The organism is Aeromonas intestinalis, assembly GCF_054052485.1.
The window spans coordinates 311152-332897 of record NZ_JBSTYK010000001.1 but is presented as its reverse complement, the minus strand read 5'-3'; the positions used below and the strand labels follow the sequence as shown (position 1 = coordinate 332897).

At 58.8% G+C, this 21746-nt stretch carries 24 protein-coding genes; 23 read left to right on the top strand and 1 reads right to left on the bottom strand.

Features of this window, described 5'->3' with window-relative positions; translation table 11 throughout:
- Positions 1-49 precede the first annotated feature (49 nt).
- Positions 50-505 (bottom strand): GNAT family N-acetyltransferase, encoded by a 456-nt coding sequence (locus ACW5W7_RS01455; protein WP_456500537.1) that lies wholly within the window; start codon positions 503-505, stop codon positions 50-52.
- Positions 506-774: 269 nt separating this feature from the next.
- On the opposite strand from ACW5W7_RS01455, the gene ACW5W7_RS01450 reads away from it, so the two are divergent.
- The 23 genes from ACW5W7_RS01450 (at position 775) to ACW5W7_RS01340 (ending at position 21715) form a co-directional block, all read left to right on the top strand.
- A complete protein-coding gene (locus ACW5W7_RS01450) occupies positions 775-1179 on the top strand; it encodes a hypothetical protein (RefSeq protein ID WP_456500536.1) in 405 nt (134 codons plus the stop codon).
- Between the two features lie 3 nt (positions 1180-1182).
- Positions 1183-1491, top strand: a complete 309-nt coding sequence (locus tag ACW5W7_RS01445) for a hypothetical protein (RefSeq protein WP_456500535.1) — start codon at positions 1183-1185, stop codon at positions 1489-1491.
- Between the two features lie 135 nt (positions 1492-1626).
- Positions 1627-2163: a type VI secretion system PAAR protein gene (locus ACW5W7_RS01440; protein WP_456500534.1), complete on the top strand. Its 537-nt coding sequence runs from the start codon at positions 1627-1629 to the stop codon at positions 2161-2163.
- Positions 2160-3062 (top strand): glycine zipper family protein, encoded by a 903-nt coding sequence (locus ACW5W7_RS01435; RefSeq protein ID WP_456500533.1) that lies wholly within the window; start codon positions 2160-2162, stop codon positions 3060-3062. Before ACW5W7_RS01440 ends, ACW5W7_RS01435 begins: the two co-directional genes overlap by 4 nt.
- Positions 3052-3663 carry a hypothetical protein gene (locus ACW5W7_RS01430; RefSeq protein WP_456500532.1) on the top strand — a complete coding sequence of 204 codons (612 nt, stop codon included), beginning with the start codon at positions 3052-3054 and terminating at the stop codon, positions 3661-3663. Before ACW5W7_RS01435 ends, ACW5W7_RS01430 begins: the two co-directional genes overlap by 11 nt.
- A 116-nt stretch (positions 3664-3779) precedes the next feature.
- Positions 3780-3992 carry a hypothetical protein gene (locus ACW5W7_RS01425; RefSeq protein ID WP_456500531.1) on the top strand — a complete coding sequence of 71 codons (213 nt, stop codon included), beginning with the start codon at positions 3780-3782 and terminating at the stop codon, positions 3990-3992.
- Positions 3989-4480, top strand: coding sequence for a lysozyme (locus ACW5W7_RS01420; RefSeq protein WP_456500530.1), 492 nt, complete (start codon positions 3989-3991; stop codon positions 4478-4480). The genes ACW5W7_RS01425 and ACW5W7_RS01420 overlap by 4 nt, the downstream gene beginning before the upstream one ends.
- A complete protein-coding gene (locus ACW5W7_RS01415; protein ID WP_456500529.1) occupies positions 4423-5034 on the top strand; it encodes a DUF2514 family protein in 612 nt (203 codons plus the stop codon). Before ACW5W7_RS01420 ends, ACW5W7_RS01415 begins: the two co-directional genes overlap by 58 nt.
- A gap of 39 nt (positions 5035-5073) precedes the next feature.
- On the top strand, positions 5074-5253 hold the full coding sequence (locus ACW5W7_RS01410) for a hypothetical protein (RefSeq protein WP_456500528.1): 180 nt from the start codon (positions 5074-5076) through the stop codon (positions 5251-5253).
- Positions 5254-6123 (top strand): terminase, encoded by an 870-nt coding sequence (locus tag ACW5W7_RS01405; protein WP_456500527.1) that lies wholly within the window; start codon positions 5254-5256, stop codon positions 6121-6123. It abuts the gene before it with no gap.
- Positions 6120-7817 (top strand): terminase, encoded by a 1698-nt coding sequence (locus ACW5W7_RS01400; RefSeq protein WP_456500526.1) that lies wholly within the window; start codon positions 6120-6122, stop codon positions 7815-7817. Before ACW5W7_RS01405 ends, ACW5W7_RS01400 begins: the two co-directional genes overlap by 4 nt.
- Positions 7817-9943 carry a portal protein gene (locus tag ACW5W7_RS01395; RefSeq protein WP_456500525.1) on the top strand — a complete coding sequence of 709 codons (2127 nt, stop codon included), beginning with the start codon at positions 7817-7819 and terminating at the stop codon, positions 9941-9943. The genes ACW5W7_RS01400 and ACW5W7_RS01395 overlap by 1 nt, the downstream gene beginning before the upstream one ends.
- Positions 9944-10182: 239 nt before the next feature.
- Positions 10183-11136 (top strand): hypothetical protein, encoded by a 954-nt coding sequence (locus tag ACW5W7_RS01390; RefSeq protein ID WP_456500524.1) that lies wholly within the window; start codon positions 10183-10185, stop codon positions 11134-11136.
- Positions 11137-11197: 61 nt separating this feature from the next.
- Positions 11198-12415 carry a phage capsid family protein gene (locus ACW5W7_RS01385; protein WP_456500523.1) on the top strand — a complete coding sequence of 406 codons (1218 nt, stop codon included), beginning with the start codon at positions 11198-11200 and terminating at the stop codon, positions 12413-12415.
- A gap of 56 nt (positions 12416-12471) precedes the next feature.
- On the top strand, positions 12472-12861 hold the full coding sequence (locus ACW5W7_RS01380) for a hypothetical protein (protein ID WP_456500522.1): 390 nt from the start codon (positions 12472-12474) through the stop codon (positions 12859-12861).
- Positions 12862-12926: 65 nt separating this feature from the next.
- Positions 12927-13361, top strand: a complete 435-nt coding sequence (locus tag ACW5W7_RS01375; RefSeq protein WP_456500521.1) for a hypothetical protein — start codon at positions 12927-12929, stop codon at positions 13359-13361.
- Positions 13361-14005: a hypothetical protein gene (locus ACW5W7_RS01370; protein WP_456500520.1), complete on the top strand. Its 645-nt coding sequence runs from the start codon at positions 13361-13363 to the stop codon at positions 14003-14005. Before ACW5W7_RS01375 ends, ACW5W7_RS01370 begins: the two co-directional genes overlap by 1 nt.
- Before the next feature lie 13 nt (positions 14006-14018).
- The gene (locus ACW5W7_RS01365) at positions 14019-14684 is read left to right on the top strand and encodes a phage adaptor protein (protein ID WP_050720181.1); all 666 of its coding nucleotides are present in this window, start codon (positions 14019-14021) and stop codon (positions 14682-14684) included.
- Positions 14681-17608, top strand: coding sequence for a prophage tail fiber N-terminal domain-containing protein (locus ACW5W7_RS01360; protein WP_456500519.1), 2928 nt, complete (start codon positions 14681-14683; stop codon positions 17606-17608). Before ACW5W7_RS01365 ends, ACW5W7_RS01360 begins: the two co-directional genes overlap by 4 nt.
- 40 nt (positions 17609-17648) lie before the next feature.
- The gene (locus ACW5W7_RS01355) at positions 17649-17894 is read left to right on the top strand and encodes a hypothetical protein (RefSeq protein ID WP_050720183.1); all 246 of its coding nucleotides are present in this window, start codon (positions 17649-17651) and stop codon (positions 17892-17894) included.
- 139 nt (positions 17895-18033) lie between these two features.
- Positions 18034-19599: a hypothetical protein gene (locus ACW5W7_RS01350; protein WP_456500518.1), complete on the top strand. Its 1566-nt coding sequence runs from the start codon at positions 18034-18036 to the stop codon at positions 19597-19599.
- Positions 19596-21356, top strand: coding sequence for a phage tail tip fiber protein (locus ACW5W7_RS01345; protein ID WP_456500517.1), 1761 nt, complete (start codon positions 19596-19598; stop codon positions 21354-21356). Before ACW5W7_RS01350 ends, ACW5W7_RS01345 begins: the two co-directional genes overlap by 4 nt.
- A complete protein-coding gene (locus ACW5W7_RS01340; RefSeq protein WP_456500516.1) occupies positions 21353-21715 on the top strand; it encodes a hypothetical protein in 363 nt (120 codons plus the stop codon). Before ACW5W7_RS01345 ends, ACW5W7_RS01340 begins: the two co-directional genes overlap by 4 nt.
- The last annotated feature ends 31 nt before the right edge of the window (positions 21716-21746 follow it).

The following is a 21746-nucleotide window of genomic DNA, read 5'->3' as shown; positions in this document are numbered from 1 at the left end:
GCTGATACAGGTGGTGTAGCGGGGACTGGGCTGTTCTTCTGGCGAGTTGTTATTCAGGCAACCGAGGTTTGAGCGAAATTTGCATGACCTTATGGTCTGGCTCACTTTCAATATCAACTTCGGACCACCCCAGAGACTGATAAAGTGCCGGGACATTCGTGTATGCGTAAAGATAACCTTGTGACGATGACGTTATCTGTGACACTCCGGCGTTGATGAGTTGGCTGGCAATGCCTTTACCCCGATGGTCTGCACTGACAAAAACGGCATTGATCCATATGACTTCACAGTCGCGATGAGGCTCCTTGAACCGAGAGTAAGCCAGGCCGCCAATCACCATATCATTCGCTACTGCAACAACAACTGGCGGTAAGCTCGCGTTTTCTGTGTAAGCATCACAAAGCTGGAAGTCAGGCCACTCAGACTGAAACAACAGTTCTAGTCGTACCAAGTAGGGCGACGGTTCTCTGCAAAAAATCAGCTCAACTGTGTTTGGATTCGTCATGTTTTTCCATGGTGTCCAGTATTTTTCAAATCGTGGACTGTAGCTCATTTTAGTAACTGATCAACAGGCGGCCGAGCTAGATGGGCTAAAGGCTTAGCCCGTCTCTACACCTTCACTATGGGAGGCTCGCCGAGCGTAGTTGTATAGAAGGGACTGGGCTGTTCTTGCTTCATGCTCTATTTATTGCTCTGAATCATTCGTACTCATTTGAAGTTAGGCCTTGGCGTTGGCAGAATGGCTATCAGATTCAGCAAAATGGTGGGAGTTGTATGTTTATGGTTCAGGCTTGGGAAGCTTGGGGAAAAAAGGGGCTCATTGCCGCCGGGATCCTAGGCTTGGTGGGGATCTGTGTTCGTATAGCCTTAGTGTACCCGCCCTTGGATTTCTTATGGAAAACCGATAACACAATTCTCTGCGTGACCAGTGCAGAGCAAGGATTTGTCCCCAATCAAAACATCAAATATTGCAGCAAACTGTTCACGGAAAAGCAGATTGTGAGAGATGCGGCTGACCCTGATTTTTATGGGTATGCACCAGGTGCAAAGATCCAAACTGACAAACATACATTTCGAAAATTGTACCAAGCGCTCACTGAGCAAGACTCTCCATTCAAGGCTCAAGTCCCTAGTTTTGATGTGTGGTGGAACGATCTCCCTATTGAGGTAAGGAACTAAGGGATGAGTTTGGACATTGAGCAAGTGGCGATTCTTCGACGGGTGTTTCAAGTCGAGCCCAAACCGAGCCGAGGTGGGGTGATGATTACACCTCCTACGAGCGAGCAAGAGCATACGGTCCACTACATCAGGGTTACCCCTGATTTCGACGATATGTTAATGATTGATTTCATTACCAAGCATGGCAAGGATATTGTTGCATCAGGTTTTTTCCATGAAGAGTATTTTTACGTATGCGATGATCTAATTCAGGGATGGGAAGGAATTGATCTGCTTGCACAATTGTTATCAAAAAACAACTGGAGAAATTGACGGTTGAATCCTCGCTACTTCTGCTCAGAATGGCCATTGGTCAAGATGATCTTGGCCTTTTTTGTTTCTGGGTAACCTGGTGTGCTTTGAATAGCTCAGCATGCCACCACGTAGTAGCATCAGTTGAGCCATATCATGTCCAAGAATGCAGCCAAGGTCGGCAATATAGGAACCGACCATGAAGGCTTTCATCCAACGCCTATCACCGCTGGCTCGCCAGATGTCTTTATCGATGGGATCCCTGCCGCTAGGGTAGGGGATCCCTTAGCACCACATGACAAACCGAACCACCCGCCACACCCTCGCAAGATAGCGTCAGGTTCATCAACTGTGCTCGTTAATGGCAAGCCCCTGGCCATCACTGGTGGCTCTGTTGACTGTGGTGGGGTGATCATTGGTTCGGGTACTGTGATTGTCGGTGATTTACCCCCTCCACCTTCAACCTTCATTCCTATCATCCCACTTGTTCCAACGTTTGATGAAATGATCAAACTCGTATCAGATGACGGGAAGCCACTGTCAAAAACACCGTACTTTGTTGAATTGCCAAATGGGGAAACAATGCAGGGGTTCACTGATCTCAATGGTTGCATCCCCCGGATAAAGACAGAGAAAGCAGATTTGCTGCAAGCTTACTTTGGTGTTGTTGCACTTGAAAGGTGGAAACAATGAGTGATATGACGAATTATGTTTATAAGAAGCCGGTACAAACGAATGAAAAAGGTGGCTCAGTTCATGAAGTAACGTCCACTTGGATGCCAGCTAGAGCATTTTTCTTTTCTGTCGTTGAATCAGTAGGTAAAGATGGCTTCTTAGTTCGTAAAATCTACTCATCGATTGATGATCCGTTCCTACAACAGAAAAATCTCCCAAAATACCAAGCATTGATGGAAGTCTTTCCTGAGCGATATGGATTGGTGCCTAAAGGACTCGGTGCAAACACCACGATTGCCGAGCATGTTATGGGGAACAACATATCAAAGTTTAGTTCAACCAGTGTTCTCTTCCCCGGTGGTTCCCCCAGGTTTCAAGGTAAAGCCATCTACATCGACATACATAAAGCACTACAATCCGGCACTACAATCGTTGAAACCAGTGACATAATAAAAGAGCTTGAGAAATATAAATCACAATATCCAAAGTTGACTAAGCGAGTAGATAAAATTGCTGGCTATGTTAAGGATATCGATAAAGAAGCTTTACTCGTAGGGAAAGTACCAGCGAAAGCGATTTTCAACGAGAAGTCGCTCGCGGTTACACAGAAGATGGTACAGGCTGGTCGAGTTGTTAAAGTTTTTGGGATTGCGTTTACCGCATATGACTTGGGGAAAGCATCAAAAACTTCAGTTGAGCTAGGAAGTGTGAAGCCGATCTCTGCTGAGGTTGTTCGACAAGCCGGAGGCTGGGGAAGTGCTCTTGCTGGAGCCAAAGTTGGGGTTGTAGCTGGCGCAGCTCTGGGTATCGAGACTGGCCCCGGGGCAATAATCACGGGCTTGGTTGGTGGTATTGTTGCTGGTGCTGCTGGATACTATGGTGCCGACTGGATAGCAGATCACATCTATGAAAACTAAGATCCTGAGCGTTCTGGGTCACTTACTCGGAAGAAAACAGGAGAAAACCCCTCCTGATATAAAGGATGTTTTCAAGGGTTCGGGGTTCCTCAATGCGCCAGAGAAAGCGTACAGCGGGTACCCTACGCCACTACCACCAGAGCCATCAATCGAAGCTTATCTCGTTCGTTTCCTCGTCGCGGACGATAGCCTGACAATGCTATTCCAAGTCATGGCCCAAGTTGGATATGAGGTGAGCCCTGAGCTGAATACGCAGGTTCTAAATCGCTCAAGGGATCCAGCAAGTAAGAAAGTGATGCTTTTTCAACATCCTTCTTTTGCTGGAACGATAGTCTCATTTGCCAGTGATGACCTTGATGTGCTTGAAGCTATCCAGCAGACAAGGTTAGAGCCACCTCTTCCGGCAGATTCATTCCCATGGATTGATCCCGAAAGCTTGGGTTCTCTACAGGGAGACATGGAATACTGGTGGACGTATTTTTGGTTACCTTTCTGGCTGTCATTAAGCCAAGAGAAACAGTCTGCTCTGGAACTTGAGCCAGAATGGCGTGAGTTCATTGAAATGCATCAACCCCATGATACTCATGTATCTGCAGGTTGAATCGCTGCCGCCCCAGCGTTAGTATTGCCCCATCATGGCCAGAGTCTCACCGACCCTGGCCTTTTTCGTTTCTGGCCCGCCTCGTGCGGGCTTTGTCGTTTCTGGAGGGGCGATATATGGGGAAAGAAGAAGGGTTTGCGACGGCCGCCGCTGCCGCTGGAGTGGCAAAGAGCGCGCCACCGGTCGTGGTGTCGGGCATGACGCTGGCCGGGTACTCGCTCAACGACTGGGTGCTGGCCGCCACGTTGATGTGGATAGCGGTTCAGATGGGGTGGTTCATCTGGTCGAATATCATCAAGCCGCGCCGCCAGCAGGGAGGTGCAGAGTGAGTAAGGTCCGCATTGCAATCGCAGCGCTCACGCTGAGTGCTGCCGGCTTTGTGGGGATCTTGAATCGGGAGGGGTATGAGCCGGTGGCTTACCCCGACCCGGTACACGGTACCAAGCTCCCCACTATCGGATTTGGGAGCACCGAAGGGGTCAAGATGGGTGACACCATCACGCCCGTCGCCGCGGTGAACAGGAGCCTTCGGGAGGTGCGGGTGTTCGAGGACTCCCTCAAGGCCTGTATCAAGGTCCCACTCCACCAATATGAGTTCGACGCCTATGTCGAGCTCTCCCACAATATCGGCCCTGGGGCCTTCTGCCGCTCAACCATCGTGAAGCGCCTTAACGTGGGCGACTACCCTGGGGCCTGTGAGGCGATCCTGCTGTTCAAGCGTGCCGGCAATCAAGACTGCTCGGCACCGGGGAACCGGGTATGCCCCGGGCTCTGGAAAGACCGGCTGCGCCTCAATGCGAAGTGCAAGGGGGAGTGATGGTAACGACTCCACAAAGCAGGATGCTGCCGTTCCTCGCCGGCGCCCTGGTGATAGCCGCCTTGGCTGGCGGCGGGGTGGTGCTCTACTGGTCCGGTCAAGCCGATGGGAAGGAAGGGGAGCGCAAGACCTGGCAGGCGAAGTGGGATGAAGAGGCTGCTCGTCTGGCCACAGCCAGGGCCAAGGCAGAGCTGAAGGCCCGGGATGAAGAACAGCGCCGCCAGGCAGAAATCGATGAGGTGAGAGACCATGCACAAGAACAAATTGCCCAAGCACAAGCTGATGCCGCTGCTGCTGGCCTTGAGTCTGGCCGGCTGCGCGAGCAAGCCCGCCGCCTGGCAGCCCGAGCAAGTCAGTGCGCCAGCAATCCCGGTGCTGCCCAAGGAGGCCAGGCAGCCGGACAACCTGCCATGGTGCTCGCCGACCTGCTCAGCCGGGCTGACGAAAGAGCGGGTGAGCTGGCAGCAGCGTATGACCGAGCTCGAGCGTCAGGACTAGCCTGCGAACGGGCCTATGACTCCCTGCGCACCGCGACCATGAAGCCCCGCCCATAACGGCGGGGTTTGTCTTTCTGGGGGAAGGAGGTGAGACAGATGAACTGGAGCGGTGATGTGGTGAACGGTATCGATGTGACAGGGGTCATCATCCGCGTGGAGCACTACGACGGGAGCGAGGCTCTGGTTGTTCTTTCCTCCGGTATCTCCGTCGTGGTGCCGGCGGCTCACAAGCCAGCACCTGGAGATTCCATCGTTGAAGGCGAGCTATCTCTCTAAATGGCAAAGACCGACTGGGCACAGCTCAATGCAGAGTACCTGCAGGAGCATGAAGCGACCGGCATCAGTGCGAAAGACTGGTGTGACAGCCGTGGCCTGAACTACAACTCGGCGCGTCGCTATTTGAAATCTCGGGGGCAACCCCCTGCGCAACCTGGTGAATCTCGCATAGCTGCGCAAACTGCGCATTCCGAAGTGCGCAAAACTGCGCAATCTGCGCAAAGTGCGCAAGCCAAAGGGAATGAGGCCAAGGCCAAAGGAGGGAAGGGAACAGGGGGGAGGGCTTCGGCATCCCCACACTCGAATGGTGAATCAACCCCGGACGCGAAAACCAACGGTCGTGACAGCGGCGGTCGCTTTGTCGATGGGAACTCTGGCAACCCCAACCCGCCCAATCAGTGGAAGCCCGGCGATCGGCCGGCTCTGACCCACGGCGGATATGCCAAGTTCCTCGGTGCAGAGGAGCTGTTCGACCAAGCCCGTGAGCTGCAACTGCGTGATGAGCTGGAGTTCACCCGGGCTCGCGTCATCTCCGTCACCCAACTGCTCAAGGGTCTGCAGCAGGACCTGGTCACGGCCAGCGAGATGACCGACCGAATTGCGCTCTACGACAAGATCCTGAAAGCTGAGCAGGCCCTCGACCGTAATATCCAGCGGATTGAGTCCATCGAGCGAACCCTGAGCGCTCTACGCATCGACGAGGTGAACGCTCCGAAGATTGAGGCTGACACCCGGCGGATTGAGGCGGCGACCCGCAAGCTGACGGCTGAGGCTGACCTCCTCGAGAAGGATGGTGGTGCTGATATGACACCGGTAGCGGAAATGACGGCCGAACTTCAGGGGATGGGGACTAGAGGGTTGATGTCATGACTGAGCCAGACATCTCTGCCATGAGTGAACAGGAGCAGCTTGCCTACATCCGCTCAAAGCTCAGCGATAAGTGGTGGCGAATGAACAACCTCTACAAGGTGGAGAGCGAGCAAGGTGAGCTGGTGCAATTCAAGCTGCGACCGGCACAGGAGCTGCTGTTCAGGACCATGTGGTACCTGAACATCGTTCTCAAGGCGCGCCAGCTGGGGTTCTCTACTGCCATAGACATCTACCTGCTCGATGAGGCGCTGTTCAACAAGAACCTGAAGTGCGGGATCATCGCCCAGGACCTGACGGCCGCCGGCGAGATTTACCGCACCAAGATTGAAGTGCCGTTCGATAACTTACCTAAGTGGCTCAAGGCCTGCTTCCCGATAGCCTCTCGCCGCGGCGGTGCTAATGGCGGTTACATCCTGTTCCGCCATGGCTCCAGCATCCAGGTGGCTACATCCTTTCGCTCCGGTACCGTCCAGCGCCTGCATGTCTCCGAACACGGGAAGATCTGCGCCAAGTACCCCGAGAAGGCCAAGGAGGTGCGCACCGGTACCCTCAACGCCATTCACCCTGGCGCTATCGCCTTTATCGAGAGCACTGCGGAAGGGGTGGGCGGCGACTTTCACGCCATGAGCATGAAGTCACTGGAGCTCGCTCGGGCGTGTAGCGAGCTGACTCAGCAAGACTGGAAATTCCACTTCTTCGCCTGGTGGCAGGATCCCAAGTACCGCGCAGATGTTCCTGCCAGTGGCGTGACCATGAGTAAGGAACAGGCCGAATACTTCGACGCGGTGGAGCTGGCCATGGATTGCACCATCACCGACGAGCAGCGCCAGTGGTATGTGCTCAAGGAGTTCACTCAGGGCGATGAGATGAAGCAGGAGTTCCCCAGCACACCGCTGGAAGCTTTCCTCACCTCCGGCCGCCGAGTGTTCGCCCCAACCATGACCATGCGCGCCGAAGGCGACTGCCGGCCCCCTGAGCTGGTCTATGACATGGACCCCGTCACCGGTAAGCGTGAGCGAGTGAATGGTCCCGAGACGCTGGATGAGCGAGGGCAGAGGAGCCTGACCAACCTGCTGATGGTGTGGGAGCTCCCCGATCCCGACGAGGACTATGCGATCGGCGTGGATATCTCCGAGGGGCTGGAGCACGGCGACCGCTCCAGCGTGGACGTGGTGAAGCGCAGCAACGGCGAGCAGGTGGCGCACTGGTTCGGGCATCTGGACCCGGGCCTGCTGGCACATCTGGTTGCTCATGTGGGGCGCTGGTATGGATCCGAGGAGTATGGCCCGGCCTTTGTCGGCCCAGAGCGCAACAACCACGGCCACGCCTTCTTGCTGCGCCTGCGCGACATCTACCCCACCCGACGTATCTACTCCCAGGAGTACATCGACCGGGAGAGCGACGACGAGACAGACCGCCTGGGCTGGCTGACCACGGCCCAGAGCAAGCCCATTGTCGTTGATGGGCTCAAGACCCTGCTGCGTGCCGGGCAGTCGGGGATCCGTTGGATAGGCACTGTTCACGAGGCGTCCAGCTATGTCTATGACAAGAAGGGGCGGATGAACGCCCAGGATGGCTGCTTCGATGACCAGCTGATGAGCTACATGATTTCCCAAGAGATGCGGGCTCGCATGCCGGCGCGCATCGTCCGAGACAACACACCCCGCCAACAAAAGCACTGGATGGCCCACTGATGAACGACACCCCGACCAAGGCGCCCGCAAAGGGGCGTCTCGATACCACACGCCTGCTCGCCCTGATGAGCGACATCCAGGGGCAGCCAGACTGGCGCACCTTCGCCAATCTCTGCTGTGCCTATTACGACGGCGACCAGCTACCGCCGAACGTAGTCAAGGTGCTCAAGGACCGCGGCCAGCCGACCACAATCCACAACCTGATCGCCCCAACCATTGACGGCGTGCTGGGGATGGAGGCCAAGACCCGCACCGACTTGATGGTCGTCGCCGATGACATCGAGGAGGAATACGAACTGCTGGCCGAGGCGGTGAACTCGGAGTTTGCCGATATGGCCCGGCTCGGCGGTTGTGACCGTGCTTGTGGCGAGGCTTATGCCAGCCAGATCAAGACGGGCATCGGTTGGGTGGAGGTGCGCCGCAATCCTGACCCGTTCGGCCCGCGCTTCCGGTTTAGTTTCGTTCACCGGGATGAGGTGTTCTGGGACTGGCACCACCGGGAACTGGATCTTTCCGACAGCCGCTGGCTGATGCGCCGCCGCTGGCTCGACCTCGATGAGGCTTGCACCATGTTCCCCAGCAAGGCCGAGGTGCTGCGCTGTAGTGTCGGCGAGACTTGGAATGGGGTAGTGAGTGTCACCGCCATTGAGGGGATGGACGCCAGCACCCAGAATGCTTTTGACGAGTGGCAGCAGTTCGATGCCCGTCAGGTGGAGTGGTGCAGTACCGACCGGAAGCGCCTGTTGTTGCAGGTGGTCTACTACCGCACCTACACCATGCGTCGCGTGCTGCTGCTCGAGTCTGGGCGAGCCATCGAGTTCGATGAGCGCAACGAGCTTCACCTCGCTGCCGTTTCGTTGGGCCGCGGGGTCGTGGAGCGTCAGCCGGTGGCAACTATCCGTGAGGCTTGGTTTGCCGGTCCACATGCCTTGGTCGATCGCCCCTGTAGCGCCCCGCACAACATGTATCCTTTGGTACCGTTCTGGGGGTACCGCAAGGACCGCAGTCGTGAACCCTATGGCCTGATTGCCCGGGCCATCCCAGCCCAAGACGAGGTGAACCTGCGCCGTATCAAGCTCACCTGGCTGCTGCAGGCCAAGCGGGTGATCATGGACAAGGACGCCACCAACATGAGCCGCGACCAGGTGATGGAAGAGGTGGAGCGCGCCGACGGCCTGATCGAGCTGAACCCGGACCGAAAGAACAAGCAGACCATCGCGGACGTGTTCAAGGTGGAGCAGGACTTCCAGGTGGCGGCGCAGCAGTTCCAGGTGATGCAGGACAGCGTGAAGCTGATCCAGGACACCATGGGGGTCTATGCCGCCTATCTGGGGCAGGGGGAAACAGGGCAGTCTGGCGTGGCCATCGCCAACTTGGTGGAACAGGGAGCCACCACCCTCTCCGAGATCAACGACAACTACCGGTTTGGCCGGCAGCTGGTCGGGCAGCTTGCACTGGGGTACCTCCTCGAGGAGCTCTCACAGCGTCGAAATGTGAAGGTGACCATCAACCGGGAGGACAAGGGGCGCCGCAAGGCTGTCATGCTCAATGTGCCGGAAGGGGAGATGCTGACCAACGATGTGACCCGGTTGCGCGCCCATATCGCCCTGGCACCCATTCAGCAGACTCCAGCCTACAAGCAGCAGTTGGCCGAGCGGATGATGGAGGCCATGACCCGCTTGCCGCCCCAGGCTCAAGCAGCCTGCTTTGATATGCTGGTCGAGCTCATGGATGTGCCCAACAAGCACGAGTTTGCCGAGCGGGTGCGCAATGCCCTGGGGATCGCCAAACCGGCCGACCAGATGACGCCGGAGGAGCAGCAGGCAGCCCAGCAACAGGCGCAGATGCAGCAAGCTCAGCAGGAACTGGCAATGCGGGAGGCGGAGGCCAAGGTGGCTGAGATTGAGGCGAGGGCAGCCAAATGGCAGACAGAGGCCCAGCGTCTGCAGAGGCAAATAGACTCCATGCGCTTCGATGACGCCCTCAAGCAGGCCAATACGGGCAAGGTGCTGCAGGAGATGGAGCTCTTGCAACAAGAGGGGGAGCAGATCTCCACCGAACGTGCGGCATTGCAGGCCCAGCTTGCTGAGACGATCCAGGCACAGATCGATGCGATTGAGCTCTAAGGCTGTTGCATTCACCACCTGCCAGCGTTAGGATTTCCCCAACATGGCCCAGTCTCTCGAGATTGGGCTTTTTCGTTTCCAGACCCGGCCACCGTGCCGGGTTTTGTGTTTAGTTCCAATGATGATTGAGCCCGCTCTGTGCGGGCTTTGTCATTTCTGCCCCAGTCGGAGAGGGCTTTCCCCGAGAGCCTTGCCCCGCTTGGGCAGCGATACCACCCGCAAACACCACGAGGACAACTATGGACCCCATCGACTTTAACAACCTGACTGGTACCGAATCACTGGAGGAGCTTGAGGCCGCGCTGAATGCGCTGGAGGACGGTGGTGACACCGAGAAGCAGAAGCAGGACGAGCAGGCCACCCACACCGACGAAAAGGGCGAACAGACCGCGCCGCCGGCGGCCGAGGTGCAGGGCAAGATTACCCAGGATGACAACCAGGAAGAAGGGCAGGAGGGCGTCAAAGTCATCCTGTCCAAAGATGGCAAACACCAGATCCCCTACGACGTGCTGGAGTCTGAGCGGGCGCAGCGGCAGGCACTCGCTGCCGAGAATGCGCAGCTCAAAGCCGAAGCCGGCGAACGGGAGCGACTGCAGGCTCTGCTGGATAAGCACGGGATCAAGCCCGATGCCGATCCAGATGCGCTCGACGTTGAGGAGATTGAGCAACTGGCCCAGGACTACCCCGAGATTGGGAAGGTGCTGACCGGTATTGCCAGCCGCCTGAACAAGCTCGCGCAGCCGGCACCCCAGCAGCCCACTCAGTCGCAGGCTCCCTCTGTCCCGAACGATGTTCAGACTGCGCTGCAGGCGGTACCTGAGCTCGCAACCTGGATGGAGAAGGACCAGGACCGTGCCACCTTTGCCGTCAGTGTCGATGAGCGCCTCAAGGAAGATCCCGCGTGGAAGGATAAACCCCTGACGGAGCGCTTTGCGGAAGTGGCTAAGCGCACCAAGGCCGCCTTTGGTGACCCGGTAGAGCAGCAGGCACCGCCTGCCGAGAAGCCGGCTCCCCAGAAGAAGGTCGAGGAGCGCGACCATATTCCACAAAGCCCGTCAGACCTCGGCCAGTCCGTACAGCACGAGAGCAAACTCGAGAAGTACGGCGGCATGAGCCAAGAGCAGCTGATGGCTGCGATGTCCAACATGTCCGCTGCCCAGATCGAAGCCCTGCTTGCAGAGCACGACCTGTAAATCAGCCAAACCCATTCCGACCCCGGCCCAGTGCCGGGGTTTTGTTTTGTAGGAGAGGATCATGACCCAAGTCACCCAGGCGCAAGCCAACAAAATCCTGCAGGTGGCCCTCTTTACCGAGGCCAACCGCACCCACTCCCTGGTCAACATGCTGACCGAGGAGGCGCCCAAGGGCGTCAAAATCAACGGCGGCAAGCAGACCAGCCATGGTGCCCCCGTTGTCCGCATCACCGACCTGAGCAAGCAGGCCGGTACCGAAGTGGACATGCAGATCTTCCATCAACTGTCTGGCCGCCCGACCATGGGTGACAAGAAGATCGCCGGCCGCCTGGAGAACCTCTCTCAGGCGGACTTCGGTCTGACCATCAACCAGACCCGTCACGGTGTGGATGCCGGCGGCAAGATGAGCCAGAAGCGCACCAAGCACGACCTGCGCCAGATCGCCCGCACCATGCTGGCTGATGGCTACTACGGTCGCCTGACCGACCAACGTGGCATGATCCAGCTGGCCGGTGCCCGTGGCGACTACATGGCCACCGACATCATTGTACCGCTGGGGGAAGATCCCGAGTTCGGCGAGATCATGGTCAACAAGGTGACGGCGCCGACTTACGAGCGCCACTTCTTCGGCGGGGATGCAACCTCCTTCGAGGCGATCGACGCGGCTGATCGCTTCAACCTGGGCTGCGTGGACAACATGGCGCTGTTCCTGGCCGAAATGGCCAACCCGATCCAGCCCATCCGCTTCGGCTCCGACCCGAACACCGGTGACCCCCTGTACCTGCTTTACGTCACCCCGCGCCAGTGGCATGACTTCTACACCTCGAGCTCCGGCAAGGACTGGCAGGCGATGCTGCAGGGGGCGATCACTCGCAGCAAGGGCTGGAGTCACCCACTGTTCCAGGGTGACAGCGCCATGTGGCGCAACATCCTGGTCAAGCAGTACCCCGGGATGCCGATCCGCTTCAACCAGGGCAGCACCGTCAAGGTGTGTGCGGCCAACTCCGCAACCGGTGTGGAGGTGGAGAAGACCGCAGGCACCACCATTGACCGCGCCATCCTGCTGGGCGGTCAAGCACTGGCCAATGCCTTTGGCTCCGGCGTGGAAGGTGGCTCCTTCAACATGCACGAGGAGAAGGCGGACCACGACAACGGTACCGAGCTCTCCATCAGCTGGATCTCCGGTCTGCAGAAGATCCGCTTCAAGCAGAAGAACGGCAACGTGCAGGACCACGGTTGCATGGTGCTGGACACCGCTGTGAGCCCGATCGCTCGCTAATCCTGGGCCGCCCCGTTCTGGGGCGCCTTTACTCAGACTGACAAGAGGACCATTCCATGGCCAAACTGACCCTGGTTAAAACCCTGCGCCGCTGGTTCAACGGCGCTTTCGGCAATCTCTCCATCTCTCCGACCCTGGTGGCAAAACTGGCCGCCGTGCCGGCCGGCGATGTGGTGGTGTTCGGCGACCCGGTGGAGCCGAACATCAAGGTGGTGGGGATTTCGCTCACCTCCGCGGCGCTCGGCGCCAGTACCACCCTCACGGTGAAGGTGGGGGAGACCGCCATCATCAATGCCCAAAATACCGCGGCGGCAGTGAACAGCTACATCCCGGTGGATGACCTGATGACCCAGGAGGGGCAGGAGATCAGCCTGACGGTGGGCGGCGGCGCTGCCACCGGTACCGTCAAGGTCAAACTGCACTACGAGATGGTGGGCAACCTCTAAGGTTTCCACCCCTGTGAGCCCGGCCCTGTGCCGGGCTTTTCTTTTCCCTGACTGGAGAAATGACCGTGAGCGACAAGATCGCAATCGCCTATATCGGCGACAAACCGATGAAGAAAGACACCGTGACCGGTTCCCGTATGGTGTTCCCGCGCCACACCTCGGTGGATGTGGAGAGTCACATCGCCATGCAACTGCTGGAGTTCCCGACCGTCTGGCGTAAGGCCGACGAGCTGGAAGGTGTGCTGGCCCATCAATCTGAGCTCGAGGCCGCAGCAGCCGACGCTGCCCGCCGTGCAGAGGAAGAAGCCGCCCGCCTTGCTGCTGAGCAGAGCATGGTGGTCGAGCACCTCGGCCTGGACTTGGCCAAGATGACCTCCGCGCAGCTCGCTACCGTGGCCGAGAAGTACGAGCTTCACATCAAGCAGGAAACTGGTGAGCGGGTCGATGACTTCCGCACCCGTGTTCGCGATGCCCTGCGTGCTCAGAAGGAGTCCGCGTAATGGTGCCGGTGTTGGACAGCCGTTTGGTCAGTCCTGACTCCCTGATCCCGCTGGTTCGCCAGCGGGTTCTCCACCTACCGCACACGGAAGGTGCTGACGCGCTCATACGCAGCTACCTCGTCGAGGCGGCCATCGTGTTCTGTAAAGAAAGCGCGTTGATACATCTGGAACGCCAATTTGACAGCGTCCTTGAGGGGCAAACTGTCAGCTTTGCGATGGCCAGCAGTATCAATCGAGGTGCTAGGCAGTATGTGAGAGAGCCACAGGTGACCGGGTCGGTGCTTCATCGCATCACTGCAGACGGCATCATTCTGACGCCTGGCAGGCACTATCACGCTCAGTCTGCTGAGTCTATCCGCTTCCTTGAGTCGCTGAGCAACGTTTGCATTGTGGGGGCTATTGAGCCTTTACCGACTGCAACACTCATTCCTTCCGCACTGGTTGAGGACTACGCGCATGAGCTGGCGTGTGGGGCGGCCTATCTCCTGCAGCAGCTTCCGGCCAAGCCGTGGACAAACCATGAGCTGGCTCAAATTAACCGCGGCACATTCTATGGCGGGATCCGCGCGGCCTACCGATTTCGCATAGAGCAAACCGAGAGTGCAAGGGTTCATAACCCAGTCCGAAAACGGAATTTCTTCTGATCTGAGGTGAGTCATGCTGGTCAGTGAATTATTGAATAGAGCATCGATTGAGTTGACGGATACGCAGCGGATCTACTGGGGGCTGGATGATTTGCTCTCCTACTACAACAGCGCCATATCCGCGATCGCCAGCGCCAGGCCGGACATCTTCATTAAGACGCAGTCCTTTGCGTGCGCCGCCGGTACTCGGCAGACAGCCCCCACAGGGACCATCAAACTAATCGACGTGGAGCGCAACTCGCTGACCGGCAAAACGATCCGTTATGTGTCTCGCGCCGATCTGGAGAGCCTTATCCCGAGCTGGGCTAGTAGTACCGGTGGAGTAGAGGCGGAGCTTTACATCCACGAGCCAACCAATATCACCGCCTTCTGGCTGTACCCCGGCGTGAAGGCGGGAGCGAGTGTCGATCTGGTACTCAGTATTCTCCCGATCCCGGTTACGAAAAGTGAGGTCGGATCGGGTGCCGATGTCCAAGTCGATGACCGATACATCACTCCCTGTCTGGACTGGATAATGTATCGGGCGTTTATGCGTGATTCGGAGGTAACGGCCAATGCATCAAGAGGGCAGATCCACCTTCAATCCTTCACGAATGCGCTGGCAATCAGCACCGAAACTGATGCCACCATGCTGGCGATGCGTGACAGTCAGGCCAGCACCAAAGGGGGACGTCAATGATCCAGATCCATGGTGTGATCACTGACCCTGCTGGCAAGCCGGTACCGAGGGCACTCATTGAGCTGCGGGCCCTCAGTTCCACCAGTGAGGTGTTGATGGGGTCGGCAATGACCTTCAAATGTGAGCAGGATGGGGGATACCGATTCCAGCTGGCGGCCGGCACCTACGATGTCTATGCCCAGAACGACCTGTGTGGGGACATGGATTACATGGGGACCGGGGTGGTGTCAGCTCAAAGTACCGATGGCCCCCTGAACAGCATCCTGGTCGATAGCGGTATCAACCTGACGCCCCCTCTACTTGATCGGGCAGTGGAGGCCATGCAGCGGTCAGAAGTTGCAGCAGAAGCCACTGCCGAAGATCGGCTGCAGACTGGCAATGATGTGGTGACTGCGGAGCAGGCAAAACAGGTTGCGGCTGAACAGGCTGCAGCGGCATCCGCATCGGCCACGACAGCAGGCATCAATGCGGGCGACGCGACAACCAGCGCGGGTGCCGCGGCAGGGTCTGCGAGCAGTGCCCAGAAGTGGGCGGAGAATCCGGTGGATGTAGCGGTGGTCCCTGGCAAGCATTCCGCTTTGCACCACGCGGCCAAGGCGAATGCCTCGGCATCGGAATCTGCAGCAAGTGCAACGGCTGCCGCAGCCAGCGCCAGTACCGCATCGTCCAAGGCCACCAGTGCGAGCACCAGTGCCACCACGGCGACGACCAAGGCCGGTGAGGCTGCCACCAGTGCAAGCATGGCTGCCACCCATGCGAGCGCCGCGAACAGCTCCAAAGTCGCGGCGGCTACCTCTGCCACCAATGCCGGTACCCACGCCAGTAATGCCGAGAAGGCGGCCCAGGCGGCAGAGGGGGCGAAGGTGGTGACGCTGGATAACGCGGCCAAAGTTGGCACGCTGGCGGAGCAAGTCACGGCTGACCGGACCCAAGTACAGGAGAAAGCCACCCAGGTTGCGGCAAATGCGGCGACAGTTGCCGGGCAGACCAAGGAAGTCAGCACCAACACCGACACCGTCTCACAGGCCAAAACTGCTATTCAGGGCATGCGGGATGTGGTGGTGGCGAAGACGACCCAGGCACAGGCTGCGGCAGACACGGCGAGCACTAAGGCGAGCCAGGCGGCGCAAGATCAGGCCTCAGCCAATGCCAGCTCCCAGCGCGCCGGTGTGTCAGAGGGCATGGCGGAGGCCTGGGCTCAGAATCCGGAAGGGAGCGACATCAACGGGCGCCCCGGGGAGTTCTCGGCTTTGCATTGGGCGCTGCAGGCCCAAAAGTGGGCGCAGGCCATCACCACTCAGCTGGTTTGGGCTGGTCCCTGGAATGCCGCCGCAGGGGTGCCAGTCACACCAGCAGTGAGCCAAGGTGTTCCGTTTTATCGGATCTCTCACCCTGGGGTGATCGCCAGCGTTTCCTATGTGGCGGGTGATTACCTGCACTGGGATCCGGCTACCCGTACCTGGTTCAAGATCGATGGCTCGGACGCGGTGATCTCGGTCAATGGCATGACCGGGGCCGTGGTGCTGAGTGCGGCCGATGTGGGGGCCAGGCCAGCCAGTTGGGTACCGGGATGGGCTGACATCACCAACAAACCGGTGACCATGCCGCCCTCTGAGCACACCCACCCGTGGTCACAGCTCTCCAACGTCCCGGTATACGCTTCGCGCTGGCCCACCCTTGCTGAGGTGGGGGCCGCCGCTGCGAGCCACACTCATCCTTGGTCGCAGCTGACGGGGATCCCCACCTATGCGACCCGCTGGCCCGCTTGGGGAGAAGTGACTGACAAGCCTGACCTGGCCGCAGCATCCCACCGGCACCCCTGGAACCAGATTGATCAGATCCCGGTCACAGCCTCACGGTGGCCAACTTGGAGTGAGGTCACCGGCAAACCCAGTATCGCCGCCGCGGTTCACCGCCACCCTTGGAGTGAGCTGGATGAAGTGCCTGCCACCGCCAGCCGCTGGCCGAGCTACGACGAGGTGACCGACAAGCCCGATTTTGCTGCGGCAGCTCATCGGCATCCGTGGAGCCAACTCGATCAGGTTCCTGTTCAGGCGACTCGCTGGCCAGCGTGGGGTGAAGTGACGGGAAAACCAGGCACAATGCCGCCATCCGCACACACTCATCCTTGGGCGGATCTGACGGGAGTGCCAACTCAGGCCACACGGTGGCCAACTTGGGGGGAAGTAACGGGTAAGCCGTCCTCGATGCCGCCATCAGCGCATAACCACCCATGGTCCGAGTTGACAGATGTCCCAACGCAAGCGACTCGCTGGCCTGCATGGAGTGAGGTGACCGACAAACCTGATCTGGCGACAGCGGACCACTCACACCCTGGCAGTTTGCTCAATCCGATCAGCTTGGCGAAGGAGGACCTGGATACCATCAAGACGCCGGGACACTACGCCCAGCACGCGAACGCTAATACCTCTGCAGCTCAGCATTATCCTGAGAACTCTGCCGGCAGCCTGATTGTGACCTCTGGTGCAGGTCCCCAGCAGCGTTACCACGTCTACAACTCCAGCCGGGTGTGGACTCGAGCGCAATACAGCACCGGTGCCTGGACTGTTTGGGCAAGGGATTACGACACCGTGAACAAGCCCTCTGCCGCTGACGTAGGGGAAAATAGCGCGAACATTCTCTACAAAAGCAACACCGGCACAGACTCTCTTTCCATTAACCTGCCTGATGGCCTGTACGCCATCACCTTCCATGTTGGGGATGGCGGTAACTTCACCGCCACGGTCATGCTGGAAGTGGATCGGACGCTTGGGCGGACGTACTCGAAGAGTAGCGTTTACTACAGTGCGGTTACCTCAGGAAACAATCCCACCTGGTTTGGGTATAGCCCCTCAACCAACATCCTGGTTTATGGCGGGAGTGGTAATTGGAAAACCATTCTGAAAGTACGGCGTGTCGCGTAATGCCGCCTCCACAGGCTCCATCAACCAACAAGGACATGACATGAGCAATCGAGTTACCCGGTACCTCTTTCGCGTGCTGGTCTCCATTGACCAGCTTGGCAACACCCTCCTGGGCGGCCGGCCTGATGAAACCATCTCTGGCAACGTGGGCTACAACGCCAAGCAGGGAAAGCCTTGGGCATTGAGGGCAGAGAAAGCCATCAACTTCATCATGCGCAGCCCGACGCACTGCCGGGATAGCATCGAGTATGACGAGCGCAAGATCCCGCTTCGCAATGCTTGGTGAGCTTGCTCATCGCTCGGTGCAGCGTTAGCATAGCCCCATCATGGCCCTGCTCTAACGAGTGGGGCTTTTTCGTTTCCAGCCTTCGAGAAACCCCATGCCATTGATCGACATCGTGACTATGCGAGGCATGGTGCCGCGCGTGGCAGACCACCTATTGCCGGACGAGGCGGCCACCCTGGCCCAAGATTGTCATTTTGACCGCGGGGTGGTGGCACCACTGATGACAGACAAGGCGGTTGGCGTCTCCCTGCCGACCACCCCCAAGACGCTGTTCCACTACTACGGTGCGCACTGGTTTGCCTGGAACAAGCAGGTGGAGGTCATGCGATCGCCCATCGCCCAGGATCAGTACAACCGCGTCTACTTCACCGATGGCGAGTTTCCCAAGCTAACCTACGACGCGATCGCCACTGGGGGCGACAACAAGCCTACGGCCTGGTATCGGCTGGGGGTGCCGGTGCCGGCCACGCCGCCGAACGTGCAATCCGTCACGCCACCCTCTGGCAGCAAGGATGATGACCCGACGGATGACGAGACCCGCTTCTACGTGGAGACCTACGTGACCGGGCTGGGGGAGGAGGGGGCTCCGGGACCGGCCAGCGGCAAGACGACGATCACGATCCCGGGCTCGACGGTGGTTGTGGGCCTGTCTGCGGTCCCGACCAACAACAGCAATATCACCCGGCGGCGTCTCTACCGCTCGGTGTCGGGTGGTGGCCTAGCTGACTATCTGCTGGTTGCCGATCTGCCCATTGCGACGGCCAGCTACAGCGATGCCAAGAAAGATGGAGAGCTGGGGCCGGTACTGGAGACCTACGGCTACAGCATGCCTCCCGACAAGATGCGCGGGATCTGCCAGATGGCCAATGGCATCTGTGCCGGGTTTGTCGGCAATGCGGTCCTGTTTTCCGAGCCCTTCCTGCCTTATGCCTGGCCGGATCAATACAAGCTGACTACTGAGCACGACATTGTGGCGATCGCTGCCATCGACACGGCGCTGGTTGTGGGCACCAAGGGCTATCCCTATCTCTTCCAAGGGGCGTCCCCGTCCTCCATTACGGGTCAGAAGCTCACGCCTACCCCACAGGCCTGTGTCAGCCCCCGCTCAATGGTGGCGCTGGATGGGATGGTCTTGTACGCCGCGCCGGATGGGCTGGTCGGTGTCGGGGCCGACGGTGGTGCGTTGGTGACCGAGGGGATCATCACCCGGGAGCAGTGGCAGGCTCTGAAACCCGACACGCTGCGAGCCTGGTACAGCGAGGGGCGTTATGTGGCCCAGACCGATAGCCATGGCTTTGTATTTGACCCAAGGTCCGGTGACTTGCGTTGGATATCCGGGCGCTGGGATGCGGCGGTCGCAGACATGCAACTCGATGCCCTGATGATCGCCAAAGGTACCCAACTGCACCAATGGCGTGGCGGTACTGCTGCCCTGCCAATGTGCTGGCGGTCCAAGGAGTTTGTGCTGCCTCCTGGCGTGCGCCTCAGTTGTGCGCGGGTGATGAGTGAGGCCGTCGAACAAGTTGGCTTCGCGCTGATTGTCGATGGGGTCAGGGTGTTCGAGCTGATGGCGGGTCAGGTCCCGCCGTCCGGATTCCGGTTGCCGCCACTGCGGGGCCGGCGCTGGCAAGTCGAGGTGAGAGGAGCCGCCGAGGTTGAGCGGATTACCCTGGGCGGCAGTATGGCGGAGGTCTGTCTGCAATGAGCAAGAACACCTTCCGAGCCAGCAGCACCCAGCAGGGGCTGACCGAGAACATGCAGATCCTGACCGGCCAGAAAGGGGATCGGCTGGATAAGGCGCTGACCCTGCGCGAGGCCGCCGGCCTGGGGATGCTGAATCTGCGACGTACTGCTGGCGGCGCCGTGGTACCGGAGCTCCCCCCGGCCAACAACATCGATCCGGAGTGGAGTGGCGTTCAGCCGCCCCATGCCCCGGTCAACGTCTCGGTTAGTGGGGCATTTCATACCATCGTGCTGACCTGGGACGCCCCGACATACTGGGGGCATGCCTTTGCCGAGGTGTGGCGCTCTGGGGACGACAACCTGAGTCATGCGGTCAGGGTCGGGACGACACTGGCCAACGTCTATGCCGATGCAGTGGGCAAGGAGTTTTCCGCCTTCTACTGGGTGCGGTTCGTCAACAAGAATGCCATGGAAGGTCCCTATCAAGGCACCGAGGGGCTGCATGCTGCAACCAGCAAGGATGTGCAGGACATTCTGGATGAGCTGCAGGGGAAGATTGAGGCGAGTCACCTGGTCCAGTCACTGCTGGAGCCCATACAGCAGGTGCCGCAGCTTTCCAACAACCTCAACCAGCTTGGTGCCAGCCTAGATGAGGAAGTGCAGGCGCGCACCAATGCCCAGGAGGCGCTGGCCCAGAAGATCACGCAAGTCACCGCTGGTTACAAAGAAGGGGATACCCAGCTGGCTGGCCAGATCACCACCGAGACGGAGGCCAGGGCTTCGGCTGATGGTGCGCTGGGGAAGCGGATCGACACTGTGAGCGCCAAGGCCGGTGAGTTAGGGGCGGCAGTTCAGCAGCAAAGCCAGGCCATCGCGGATCTCGAAGGTGGGGCTCAAGCCATGTGGAGCGCCAAGGCGAGCGCCGGCGAGATTACGGCAGGGATTGGTCTCATCGCCAAGTCGGATGGCACCAGCCAGGTGGCCATCTCCGCGTCCCAAGTCTTTGTGTTTGACCCGAACAGCAGCAAGCCGATGGCGCCGCTTTTTGCCATCGACAATGGCCAGGTCGTGATGGCGGAGGCCATTATCCGCAAGGCCACCATCCAGATCCTGAACTCCGAGAAGATCACGGCGGACTATATCAAGGCCGGGGTCAGCATCTCGGCGCCCTCTATCTCGGGCGGTTCCTTCGATATGGGCAACGCCTTCATGTCGGGGGGATCCGCCGGCTTTGGCCAGGGCGGGCCTTATGCCGGGTGGGGGAAGGGCTGGTTCACCATCATCTACAGCGACGGCAACCTCTACACCAACCGGCTGACTGCCCAGGGCGGGCGCATCGACAATATGACGATGCGTAACTGCACGATTGAAGAGGATTGCGTGGTGAAAGGAACCATCTACGCAGACCGTATTGTCGGTGATGTGACCACGCTGATTAAGCCCTCTGGCAACTTCAATATTGCGGCCTACAAGCGGGCAAGGAATCTGGTTTGCATCCGAGCGATTGCGGGAAGTGCTGTTGTGTCTGGGGTGGGAGTGATGGGGGTGACCCTGATTTGCAAGATGAATGGCGTGGAGATCTCACGCGCAACCACTCAGGCCGAATACGCCGTGGGGATAAACCAGATCCGGATGCGAGCAAGTATGCAGGATGCGTTTGTTATCCCCGCCAATACCAATGCCAGCATCACCTTCGAGGTGGCGCCATTCGGTGGCGTGAGCAGCATCTCCGATCGGATCATCGAGGGGAACAGCATATGGCTGATGGGGCTTGTATGAATGAGGTTCTGATTGATCGCATCGCAAGGGACACCCGGGACCCACAACTGCACCACACCTTGAATGACGCCTGCCGCAACAAGCAGGCGTTTTTGTTTGTGCGCGGGGCGGATGGATTTGTCCTGAAACCGGTGATGGAGGCGGGAGCCTGCGGTGTGCTGGTGTGGGTCGGTTGGGGAGAGCTGGGAGCTCCGGTCAGGCACCTGCCAGAGGTAAAACGCCTGGCCAGGATGATTAGCGCGCGCTGGCTGCGGTTCCACTCGACCAGGCGCGGTTGGCTCAAGGTGGCGCCGAAGATGGGATGGGTACGCCAACCCGATGACGACGACGGCATGCTGGTGTTTCAGATCAACCTGTGAGGTGGAGTGATGGGGAAGGGCGGTTCTAACG